The 11851-nt window shown below is 43.1% G+C and carries 7 protein-coding genes; 3 read left to right on the top strand and 4 right to left on the bottom strand.

The features are described from left to right. The first annotated feature begins 88 nt into the window (after positions 1 to 88). The 3 genes from ACHUET_RS05835 (at position 89) to ACHUET_RS05845 (ending at position 6255) form a co-directional block, all read left to right on the top strand. Positions 89 to 1804 (top strand): sensor domain-containing protein, encoded by a 1716-nt coding sequence (locus ACHUET_RS05835; RefSeq protein ID WP_394211411.1) that lies wholly within the window; start codon positions 89 to 91, stop codon positions 1802 to 1804. Positions 1805 to 2362: 558 nt separating this feature from the next. Then, positions 2363 to 4156: an acyl-CoA dehydrogenase C-terminal domain-containing protein gene (locus tag ACHUET_RS05840; RefSeq protein WP_394211412.1), complete on the top strand. Its 1794-nt coding sequence runs from the start codon at positions 2363 to 2365 to the stop codon at positions 4154 to 4156. Positions 4157 to 4470: 314 nt separating this feature from the next. Further along, complete coding sequence (locus ACHUET_RS05845; RefSeq protein ID WP_394211414.1) at positions 4471 to 6255, top strand: acyl-CoA dehydrogenase C-terminal domain-containing protein; 1785 nt, start codon at positions 4471 to 4473, stop codon at positions 6253 to 6255. 1946 nt (positions 6256 to 8201) lie between these two features. On the opposite strand, the gene ACHUET_RS05850 is transcribed toward ACHUET_RS05845, so the two are convergent. The 4 genes from ACHUET_RS05850 to ACHUET_RS05865 all read right to left on the bottom strand — a co-directional run bounded on the left by ACHUET_RS05850 (position 8202) and on the right by ACHUET_RS05865 (position 11838). Beyond that, complete coding sequence (locus ACHUET_RS05850) at positions 8202 to 8513, bottom strand: addiction module antidote protein (protein ID WP_394211416.1); 312 nt, start codon at positions 8511 to 8513, stop codon at positions 8202 to 8204. Continuing rightward, entirely contained in the window at positions 8506 to 8832 is a 327-nt protein-coding gene (locus ACHUET_RS05855) for a type II toxin-antitoxin system RelE/ParE family toxin (RefSeq protein ID WP_201586097.1), read from the bottom strand. The genes ACHUET_RS05850 and ACHUET_RS05855 overlap by 8 nt, the downstream gene beginning before the upstream one ends. Positions 8833 to 9026: 194 nt before the next feature. Then, positions 9027 to 11489, bottom strand: a complete 2463-nt coding sequence (locus tag ACHUET_RS05860; RefSeq protein ID WP_394211417.1) for a DUF927 domain-containing protein — start codon at positions 11487 to 11489, stop codon at positions 9027 to 9029. 106 nt (positions 11490 to 11595) lie between these two features. Continuing rightward, a complete protein-coding gene (locus ACHUET_RS05865; RefSeq protein WP_394211419.1) occupies positions 11596 to 11838 on the bottom strand; it encodes a hypothetical protein in 243 nt (80 codons plus the stop codon). Positions 11839 to 11851: the final 13 nt, after the last annotated feature.

Genomic DNA, 11851 nt, shown 5'->3' on the forward strand with positions numbered 1-11851 from the left:
GAATCAAAAGTGATCTTAGTTCTAATTTAGTAAATTGAATCACAGCACTTATTTTTTTATAAGCCTTTATTTTTTGTGAGACATTATTATGAGCAACTTTGACCCCATTCCAATATCGATTAAACAGCAACTCATGGCCCAACTGTGTGAGCAGATCGAAGATGCTGTTTTTGTATTAGACAGTAATTTACGCTATCTATCTGTCAATGCCAGCTATGAGCTTATGATTGGCTATAAAGAGTCATTTTTGGTCGGTCGTCCACTCGGTATTTACGCGGCTGAATTTTTGTCAGAAGAAGAGCAGCTTATCTTAAAGGCCATTAAGAAAAACTTGATCGAGCATGGTTTTTACGAATTTGATATTTCAATGGTCAATCGCTATGGAGAGACTATCGATTGCCATATGACTTATCGTAAGATTTGTGTCGAGCAAGCTGTTTATCATGTTGGCATGGTACGTGACATGTCGTCGGTTGTTAAAGATCAAAAGCAGGTCGCACATTTACTCAACTACGATCAGCTCACTGGATTGCCTAATCGCAAAGTATTTTTGAGTCAGGCCAGTGATATTTTATTAGATACCTATCAAGAAGTTGTCCTTGTACGTTTAAATATTGACCGCTATCGTAATCTTGCAAGCTTGTTGGGTTCTGATGGCGTTAACTCATTGATACAGAGCTTTGTAGAGCGAGTCAAAACCCTCGAGCTAGAAAATTTACGCTGCTTTTCTCACTTTGGTGGTGATGATTTTGCATTACTGTTTGAATGCAAAGATGGCAATATGGTGCGTCATCAGCTAGATACGCTCATGCAAATGTGCGAGATACCCTTCACTATGAATGAGAACGCGGCAACGGATGCTCATATCTATTGCCATGTCTCTGTTGGCGTCAGTTACTTTCCTAAAAACGATGCTCAGGTAACAGGCTTACTGACCAAAGCAGAAAAATCCTTACAGTATGTCAAAAAACACGGCGGCGATGATATCCGTTGGTATGACAAAACGATTGAGGAAGCCACTTCAGGTAGCCTACAGTTAGAAGCTGATCTTAGAGCAGCGTCAGCTGAAGGACAGTTCATACCGTATTATCAACCAAAATTCTTATTGGATACTGGAATAATTACGGGATTTGAAGCGCTAGTTCGCTGGCAACATCCTACTCGCGGTCTACTAAAACCAAAACATTTTATCGATGCTATTTTGACCCATAAGCTCTCGTTTGAGCTGTTTTCACAGATGGCTAACAAGATTGCTAACCAGTTATCTGAATGGCAACAGCAAGGTTTTTGTCAGCATATCTGTATCAATGCTGATGCTGCTGAATTTAGTCATCCTGAATTTTTTGATATGGTGAGCGGCCTATTGGTACAGCACAATATTGCGGCGTGTCAGTTGCATATCGAAGTGACCGAATCCTCTTTGATTCAGCGTCATGATGATGTCAGAAAACAACTCAACGCCCTCAAAGAATTGGGCGTCTGTCTTGCCTTAGATGATTTTGGTACGGGCTATGCATCCTTGAGTTACCTACAAGAATACCCCTTTGATTTTATTAAAATTGATAAGAGCTTTATCTCAAAAATTGATACAGACCGTACTCAGCATGCCATTGTAAAAGCCATTCTAGACTTGGCAGACGCTCTAGACATGCATGTAGTGGCAGAAGGTATAGAAACTGAACAGCAGCGCGATGTGTTGCTGGACATGGGTTGCAAAAATGGACAAGGCTATTGGTTTGGTAAACCTGTGCCCGCTGATGTTGCCACTGAAATGCTGGTCAAACAGTATACTGTCCAATCATAGATGTCTTGATATTTGCCCTTCCATCATGGCTGGGCTTGACACACTCATGCATTGGGTGGCTATCAAATACTCACGTTTGCTAAATATCACAAGACCGCTTATTGGTACATTTACTCTAAAAGCGGTTTTTCTTTGTCTGATTGATTGATATTGCCTTTTATTTTATATCCAGTAATTCAAGGGATAGATTCTGCCTTGTATCACTAGCTTTTTCATAGAGTTATTAACGATCAAAACTGCGCCTAACGTTGATTGTATAACCGATGCAAGATAGGTTCATGACTTATCAGTCCTGTCACCAAACTTGTATAATCGCCTATGAAAGCCTATCTTTTATAGTGAATTTGTTAGAGCACATTTAATCTTTCTTCGACTCTGACAATCACCATTCTTTTTAACACTATTTTATGTAATCGATAGCATGGTTGACCTGCTTCACTGTTTATCATTTATTTAGATTTCCAGACTGGCTAGGTAAGAATAACGCACTAGAGGATAGTGCGACCATATGCTCATTATTGGCGATGATCGGTTACATTCCAAAAAGGACAGGAAGTTATGCAATACAAAGCGCCCTTACGTGATATCCAATTCGTTATGCATGAACTACTCGATAGTGAAAGCCATTACAAAACATTACCAGCGTTCCAAGAAGCTGACCGCGAGCTAATGGACAGCCTATTTGAAATGGCTGCAAGCTTTGCTGAAAACGAACTGTCACCACTGAACCAAAGTGGTGATGCTGAAGGCTGTAAGTTTGACAATGGTAAGGTCACCACGCCAAAAGGCTTTAAAGAAGCTTATGACGCGTATTGTGAGCTTGGCTTCCCTGCTTTATCTGCTGAAGAAGCGTTTGGTGGTCAAAACATGCCGTTTTCATTGTCTACTGTCATTAATGAAATGGTTGGTACCGCCAACTGGTCATTCTCTATGTACCCTGGTCTATCACATGGTGCTATTCAGACCATCGAGCATCATGGTACTGACGAGCAAAAACAAACCTACCTAGAAAAAATGGTTACTGGCGAATGGTCGGGCACTATGTGTCTTACTGAAGCCCATGCTGGTTCTGACTTGGGTATTATCCGTACCAAAGCTGAGCCTAAAGAAGATGGCAGCTATAGCATTACTGGTCAGAAGATTTTCATCTCTGCCGGTGAGCATGACTTAACCAGCAATATTATTCATATTGTATTGGCTCGTCTACCAGGTGCACCTGCTGGCACAAAAGGTATCTCACTGTTTATCGTACCTAAGATAACAGTCAATGAAGATGGCAGCCTAGGCGAAAGCAACAATGTCGCTTGCGGCTCTATCGAGCATAAAATGGGTATCAAAGCCTCTGCAACTTGTGTGATGAACTTCGATGGCGCAACTGGTTATTTGATCGGACCTGAAAATCGCGGCCTACAGTGCATGTTCACCTTTATGAATGTGGCACGTATCGGTACTGCTGTTCAAGGTTTGACTGCAGCAGAGTACGCGTTCCAAGGTTCATTGACTTACGCAAAAGATCGCTTAGCGATGCGCGCGCTATCAGGTACTAAAGCGCCAGAGAAAGCTGCTGATCCTATCATTGTTCATCCAGCCGTTCGCAACATGCTATTAACCGAAAAAGCCTTTGCTGAAGGCGGTCGCGCATTGGTTTATTACCTCTCACACTTTGCAGATACCGTCGCAAAAGGCGAAGGCGAAGAGTTAAAGTTTGCTGACCAAATGCTGTCATTATTGACACCAATTGCTAAAGCGTTCTTGACTGAAACAGGTCTAGAAGCCGCTAATCACGGTGTTCAGGTTTACGGTGGTCATGGTTTTGTTAGCGAATGGGGTATGGAGCAAAACGTACGTGATACGCGCATTTCATGCTTATACGAAGGCACCACAGAGATTCAAGCACTTGACTTACTAGGGCGTAAAGTTTTAGGCTCAGAAGGTAAGCTACTTGCTAACTTTGTAAAGGTCATCCAAGAATTCTGTGAAGACAATAAAGAAAATGACGAGATGGGTCAGTTCATTCGCCCACTTGCCAAGCATCTTAAAGAATGGGGCGATTTGACTGCACGTATTGGTATGCAAGCTACTGAAAATCCAGATGCAGTAGGCGGCGCGGCGGTCGATTATATGTACTTTAGTGGTTATGTAACCCTAGCTTACTTATGGGCACGTATGGCACTGGTTGCTCAGACTGCTATTGCAAACGGTACTGGCGAAAAAGCATTCTATGACGCCAAGGTAAAAACAGCTCAGTTCTACTTTGCTAAGCTATTGCCACGTACTACTACGCACGTACAGCGTATCAGCACAGGCGTTGAGCCATACATGAGCATGGATGTTGATCAGTTTGCTTTTTAATTAAACGTTAAACACCTCTTTATACTGTATTTTTATCGGCAACATACTTCGGTGTGTTGCCGATTTGCTTTATGGGTATATTTATATCCATTTATATATTAGTATCTCTTTATAGATAGCTACAAGTTTTAAAATTCCTTTAATCACTGCAATAGCAGCTGCTAACTTTTGGTGCACGCACAATTCACGAAGAAATACACCCGCGCACAAGCTTATTTGTTAAACTTTGAATATGAATCGCTAAGGTTACATCAAGAGAACAGTTGATAATCTTAACAACTCCAATTTTATCTATTTAAACCAAAGGAATGTTTATGGCTGTTTATAACGCCCCTCTTAATGACATGCGTTTTATGTTAAATGATGTATTTAAAGCGCCACAATTTTGGCAAAATAACGAAAACTTAGCTCATGTCGACATGGAAACCGTTGATATGATTTTGGAAGAAATGGCAAAACTTTCAAAAAATATCTTACTACCTATCAACCGCAGCGGCGACGAAGAAGGCGCAACCTTTCAGGGTGACGGTGTTGTCACCACACCAACAGGCTTTAAAGACGCGTACAAACAGTATGCTGAATCAGGCTGGGTTGGCTTAAGCGGTAACGCTGAATACGGCGGTCAAGGCTTCCCAAAAATGGTTACCATGCTCACCGAAGAGATGGTTTTTACGGCCAACCAATCGTTTGCCCTATACCCTAACCTAACCGTCGGTGCAACGCTGTGTCTGAATGCCGCTGCCTCTGAAGAACAAAAGCAGACTTATTTGGAAAAAATGTACAGCGGTGAATGGTCTGGTACTATGTGCTTGACAGAGCCACATGCGGGTACTGATTTGGGTATCATCAAAACCAAAGCCGTGCCTAACGATGATGGCAGCTATGATATCTCTGGTACCAAAATCTTTATTACTGGTGGTGAGCACGATCTCACAGACAATATCATTCATTTAGTATTGGCAAAAACACCCAATGCACCAGAAGGCTCAAAAGGCATCTCACTGTTTGTTGTACCAAAATTCTTGGTCAATGCAGATGGTAGCTTGGGCGAGCGCAATACATTAGCCGTTGGCTCTATCGAGCACAAAATGGGCATCAAAGCGTCTGCCACTTGCGTAATGAACTTTGACAATGCTAAAGGCTGGATGGTTGGCGAGGAAAACACTGGCCTATCATCAATGTTCATCATGATGAACTATGAGCGTGTCACCATGGGCTTACAAGGCCTTGGTGGTTCTGAGCTTGCTTATCAGAACGCGGCTTTATACGCCAACGACCGTGGTCAAGGCCGCAGCGATACGCAATTACAAAGCCCAGAAAAACCTGCGGATGCCATCATCCACCATGCAGATGTCCGTCGCATGCTATTGAACGCCAAAGCCAATACCGAAGCCTCACGTTGCTTTGCAATGTATGTCGCCAAAAACCTAGACGAAGAAAAATTTAGTACCGATCCTGATTCAGCAAAAGCCGCCGCTGCTCGTGTTGCCCTACTGACGCCAGTGGCTAAAGCATTCTTGACTGACAAAGCGCTAGAAGCAACGGTTGATTGCCAGCAAGTCTTCGGTGGTCATGGCTATATCCGCGAATGGGGTATGGAGCAAATCGTTCGTGATACGCGTATTGCTCAGATTTATGAAGGTACCAACGGTATTCAGGCACTTGATCTGTTAGGCCGTAAAGTGGCAAAAAATAACGGCAAATATGTTACGCATTTCTTGGGTGAGATTCGTGATTTCGTCAACAACATGCAAGCGGATCATGGTATCAAACAAGCTACTTTAGATGCAGCCGATACGATTGAAGAGCTCACCACAACGGTGCTGAACAATATTGGCGAACGCAAGAACGAAGTGAATGGCTGTGCAGTTGATTATATGCATGCCTTTGGCTACCTCGCCTACTCCTACATGTTTGCGCTGATGGTAGAAGCCGCTGATGGTAAAGAAGGCGATTTTTATACCAATAAAGCCAAGCTTGCAGATTACTTCGTTGGCCGTATCTTGCCACGTATCGATGCTCATGCACAGATGGTCAAAGCTGGTAGTGACCCGATGATGAACTTTGATCTTGACTATTTTGATGTGCCTGCTAGCTAAATGCTCATTGTAATAATCTTATAAAATGCTAATAAAAAGGACAGTCTGGTTGCTGTCTTTTTTTATACCTAAGATATTGTTTTTAAAAGGAATTATATAGACTCTTATATATTTGGTAGCCGTTTTGGTAGCCACTAGCTTTATTTTTTGGCTATTGGTAGCCATAGGGCGGTGTAATTGTTCAGGAATTCGCAAGCGGTGACCGCTGCCTAAGTCATTTTTATGTGTCCGCGTAATTAAAAGTTTAGGGGTTGCTTTTTGTTTGCATGGGGTTGAATTGCTGATGACTGCACGCGCTCGCTAATGGCACTTAAATGCGTGCGTTTTGTGTGCGTTTGCTAATTACCACCAATGGGGGTTATTTATTGGTGCATCTGCTCACTAGGTTTTTGAGCATTATAAAAAAGGCGTTCACTTGTCCGCAAATTACCTTTAACCTACTATCAATCGCTGTAAGTCATGCGCCTACAATACTTGTCGCAAAAGTCGCTTTAACCTCTTTTTGAAATGGTTTTTATTTTGTGCGTGTGAATGGTGGCGGTGTCCTCTGTCGATGTGCTTAATAACCAAAATAGCGCCCCCCTCGATACCTGTGCAGAAATTCCCCTTTTATGGACTCGCAAAAGTCCCCAGTCTTTTTATAGTAGTCCGAAAAACTATCGCTTTTATGGACTCCAAGTATTATCTTAGCTGCCCTCTAAGATGTCCGAAAACTAGCCAGCGTTGGCATAAGCTGCACCCGTGTGCGTACTGTTCGCAAAAGTCGCTCTTTTTATGGACTCCAAAAACTCCTTTTTATCATGTATGAAAACCCCGTCATTAGTGATCGCCTCGCGCGTGCGCGTACTGTTCCATAAACTCCCCCTAACGTGTCCAACAACTCATTTTTAACCCTGCTTACGATGTCCGAAAATTGCCCCTTTTATGGACTCCGAAAACTAGATAACCCCAACACAAGGGGCATCTATTCCAGCTTATAGCGGTGTGTGATTTGGTTTTGAATGTAAGGTTTTATAAGGTTTGCGATATGTGGTTTTCTAACGTCTCAATGTGAGGTTTTATGAGGTTCTACTGTGTGAGGGTTCAGGTTTTCTCAGGTTATCAATGTTAAGTTTTATTAAGTCGGTACTGTCTGCCAATGTTAACAAATGACAACATGCAAGGCGGTGCAAATTGATTTTGAATGTAAGGTTTTGACAGGTTCACTACTTCGTATTTTTATTTTGAATGTTGGGTTTTGTCAGGTTTTACGATGTCCAAAAACCTAGGGGAAACCTTAGGGTTCTTTACACTATAAAAAGGGCTTGGCAGTGATCGCCCAACGTGTCCGAAAACTCACACGCTACCATAAAATAAGCTCAAAATTGAGCGCATCTATAACCCGTTACAGCCCCTTGATAATTTAGCCCTAAAATTGCCTTATAGCCCATGATTGGTAAGAGTTTGCGCTCCATTCACTTTTTGGCAGTTCGTAACTAAATAGTTAACTTAAACCACGCTCAATACGCGCAAAACTGCACCTATCTAATTTTTGACGGCTCTATCCTGTTTTGGTGGCATCTATAAGCTGTAGGCTAATGATTGTAATGCTTTGGGCTAACGCTTATCCCATTGGGGGCTGGTGATCGGTAAAACGTGGTAAAAGTAATTGCGCTGTTTGGCTGTGTGGTGATCTTCTCCATAAAGGTTTTAAACCTTAACATTTATTAACATGCTGCCAGTGCTCAAACTGATCTCACGATAAACATTATTCTTGACGGCATCGAGTAGCTGCCACTGGTTGCAAGTGGCTGCAATCATTAATCGTAAGGGCTTGCACCTGCCTGCACGCTACTGCGCCTTACTGATTTGTCTATGCCCTGTCTATAATTATGACCCATAAAAAAAGGCAGACGATAAACGCCTGCCCCCTTGTCTTAATCGCGCCCTTGCCGTTTTATTGCCGTTTACGCTTCTGCCAGTGGCTCATGGTTGGCTTTAGGGGTCAATGTCACTTGCAAGCCCATACCATCAATAATCTTTAGCATAGTGTCAAAACGTGGCTTCTCTGATCGCAATGTCTTGTAAAGGCTTTCGCGTCTTATGCCTGTCTTTGCTGCCAGCTCGTTCATGCCCTTTGCTTTTGCTACATCATTTAATGCTTCTATAAACTCACTAGGTGCGCCATCACTCAATACTTCGTTCAAGTAAGCATTGATAAGGGTTTCATCTGTTAGGTATTCCGCTACATCAAATCGGCTAGTTTTAATATTAGTCATTGGGGTGTTCCTTTTCTTGATCCTTAACTTGCTGCCATAAGGTGCAAGCCTTAGAAATATCGTTTGTTTGGCTGTCTTTACTGCCACCTATCAACAATAGATAGAGTGTATCGCCTTGCTGGGCATAATAGACACGGTAACCATTACCTTTGAATATTCGCATCTCATAGATACCGTTTGTATTGGCTAATGGTTTATGGTCACCAAAGTTACCGCCTTGCGCTCGCTTGATACGTGCCAATATGCCAACTTTGCCTAACGGGTCTTTGAGCTTATGCAACCAACGTTCAAACTGTTCTGTTTGGTCAATATTAATCATAGGGTTAGATTATTAGTAAACTTATAATTTATTGTAAACTTTTGGATAATATATAACAAGCTATGACTGTGCTTGCTGTGTTGTTTATTGTTGATCCATAAAAAAAGGCAGACGATAAACGCCCACCTTAGATTATTTTGTCTGCATCTACTTTTTTGCTTGGGACACTTGGGACAAAGGGACAGCGCGCGTACTTACTGGCTTTCAGCTGTCCCAGTGCTTTTTGTAGTTTCACAACTTAATATCTCACCTTTGACCGCATAAACACGCTGGCGGTTCTTTTTGAATGGTAAAGGCACTCTACACGTTTTACGGTCACTTTCAGTCACATTCAATAATCCTGCTTCATCTAACACTTGTAAGACTTTGCTTTTGTTAAATGGTGAACAGACTTCATCAAAGGTACTGGTAGAGAAATAATATTCCCCTGTGTCGTAATTGTGATAGCCAGCGCGGTTGGTTATCTTGGGTTCAAAGTCTTGGTATGTGTGAATGTGGCACGGCTGAAAACGACTTGATCCATGCTGTTCAATAAATGCCTTGATATGCTCTATGATTTGGCGCTGCTCATGCTCACCATCACGCCCATAGTTATCAAGCCAATTATCTAAGCATGTCATAACGGCTGTCGTTGCTTGTCCTGCTTGCCAGCCTGTTATACCTGCCTGTGTTGCCATCTCTCCAGCTGCGCTTACGATAGCGAACCGTTTAGCCACTCTATGCGCTTGTGCTGTCAGGTCGCTGTACTGACTCATGAAGCTACTTACAAGCTGCCCAGCGTTGGCGGTGGTCGCTGCTTTGTCACTGGTGATATGTTCTAGCCATGCAATGCCAGCTGATCCATAGTAAGCGTGTGATAGCTCTTTGATCCTATCGGCTTGTGCTTCGCTTGTGTCTGCCAGTACCAAACTATCAAAGGTTTTTAAGCCTTTACCAGCGTCAGCGTCTATATGTGCGACTCGAACCTCAATACCTGCATTGGTTTTTTGTCCTGCTTGCGCCATGAAGTTTTGTAGCGACTCCTCACCATTGGACAAAAAGATAATGCGCCATGTTTTGGCTATGCGATTGTGTCCAGTAGTGGTGCTTCGTCCTTTACCTTGACCATTAGCCAGCATATAAACGGTTTTACCTACTATTTTGGGATCACATTCGCTGATCTCATCAAGTGGCAGAAAACTGTCATTGTGCTCGCTTGCTGTGCCTTCTAGGGCATTGTCAGTGCTGCGCCATGTCTTAACGTACCTGTCAGGGTTGCCCCATACACTAGACGCTACTTTAAGCGATAGGGACTTGCCCATGCTCGATGATCCTAACAGGTGAAAACCGCCCCCGTCATATTCTAATAGCTCGAGTAATTGACCTGCGAACGCGCAAGCAATAGAGAAAACAAAACGGCTTTGTTCTGCTAGTGGTTTGCACAGCTTATCGCGCCATTGATCTAATGTGCCTTGCTGGGTTAGGGTGCTGTTAATACTGTTTGCAGACTGATAGACAATAAGCTGCTTACCATCGCTGCCTATTGCCCTGTCAGGTAATATATATTGCTTATCGTGCCAGCCCAGCTTATCCACGCATAACGCCCGTTTGTGAATAGGGTAGTTTTGAATATAGGTGTCTAAGTAGCTGCGCTGTTTGGGGTTGGTGGTAATGTTCAATCCTTGACTGGCAAGCTCTTTGCGGTATTCCCTTGCATCACCTTGCAGTAGTGATAACGGCATTGACCACGTATGCAATACGCTGTCATCATCGCGCCACTGTAATAACCGCCCCCATGTACCGCTACTTGTGTCCCGTGTCTTAGCGATAACCTCAATCGGTGAACAAACAAACGCCTTAAACTTGAAAGTAATGTTTGCTGGGTCGTCATCGTTATACTTCACGAAAAATAACCCATCGTGGTAGAGCTCAAAACGCCCATCACTATAGATCATTGGTTCATTCAGCTGGGGATCATCGCGCCATTCAGGATAGTAGGCAGTATCTTGTAAATTGATAAGCTGGGTGTCACTGTCTGCTAGTATCGCTTCGTAGCTGTCATTTTGTAGCATAGTGACGATATGAGCCACAGTAACCAATGCTTGCGCCTTTACACCTGCCAATAGGTTGATTAAGCCTTTATCATCAAGCGTCATAGGTACAGTTACTTGTGATCCGCTGCTCCAGTGCTGCACCATCTTTTTAAGGCATTGCTTTGTCTTGTGAGGGCTAACAATGATTGTTTTATCGCTGCCCATCAGGTAGCTGTAAACATCAATAGCGCTATCAGCATCATTAAAGGCTATCACCTCACTGGCTTTGTTTGGCTCACCAATGACGATAGCGCCATACCCTGTAGGATCAATGACAATAGGTTTTGCTTTGCTGTTTGGCGTGTAGAATACTGCGCCCACTATATCGCCTTGTTTATCGGTCAATGCTAGTGCTATCGTGTTGGCTGTCGCTTCGGTTTTGCCAATTTGTTCACCATAATATATAGTGGTGTTGTCTGTAGAAAATAGCAGCCGTTCAGGTTCTACCATGCTGTAAGTTTTCATTAAGAATGGATCGTTTGCCAGTTGTTCCTCTGTAGCTGGCTTGCAATCTTGTAAGAGAGTATGAGCGCCCATGTTGTCCGCATGGGCTTTTTCATGGGTGTTTGTTGGTGTGGTGGTCATCTGTTCCCCCTTGCTTGTGACTGGTTCGGCTTACGCGTGGCTCTGTACTTTTTGTAGTAGCTTTTGCGCTTGGCGTGCTTACGGCTTTGCTTTGGTGGGTATGTTTTCATTGGCTGCCCTCCTTGCCGTAACGAGTCATTGCTAGGGTTTCTTTGATTGATTTTACCTGTCTTTGTAATAAGTCGTCCCACGCTACAGTGGTGTCATGCGTTAAGCGTGCCATTGATATAGCAACATCAGGTTTTATTTTCTCATAGTGAATGAGTGCTAATAGTTTGCCAATGTCACTTATAACAACCGCTGCGCTTTCAAGATCACAAGCAATATCTGATAACTCAAAGGCAGACATTAAGATCACTTCG

The organism is Psychrobacter piscatorii, from assembly GCF_043641605.1.
Classification (GTDB): Bacteria; Pseudomonadota; Gammaproteobacteria; order Pseudomonadales; family Moraxellaceae; genus Psychrobacter; species Psychrobacter piscatorii_C.

Coding starts and splice junctions, on each gene's coding strand:
- ACHUET_RS05835 (WP_394211411.1), top strand. CDS start 89: ATGAGCAACTTTGACCCCATTCCAATATCGATTAAACAGCAACTCATG.
- ACHUET_RS05840 (WP_394211412.1), top strand. CDS start 2,363: ATGCAATACAAAGCGCCCTTACGTGATATCCAATTCGTTATGCATGAA.
- ACHUET_RS05845 (WP_394211414.1), top strand. CDS start 4,471: ATGGCTGTTTATAACGCCCCTCTTAATGACATGCGTTTTATGTTAAAT.
- ACHUET_RS05850 (WP_394211416.1), bottom strand. CDS start 8,513: ATGACTAATATTAAAACTAGCCGATTTGATGTAGCGGAATACCTAACA.
- ACHUET_RS05855 (WP_201586097.1), bottom strand. CDS start 8,832: ATGATTAATATTGACCAAACAGAACAGTTTGAACGTTGGTTGCATAAG.
- ACHUET_RS05860 (WP_394211417.1), bottom strand. CDS start 11,489: ATGACCACCACACCAACAAACACCCATGAAAAAGCCCATGCGGACAAC.
- ACHUET_RS05865 (WP_394211419.1), bottom strand. CDS start 11,838: ATGTCTGCCTTTGAGTTATCAGATATTGCTTGTGATCTTGAAAGCGCA.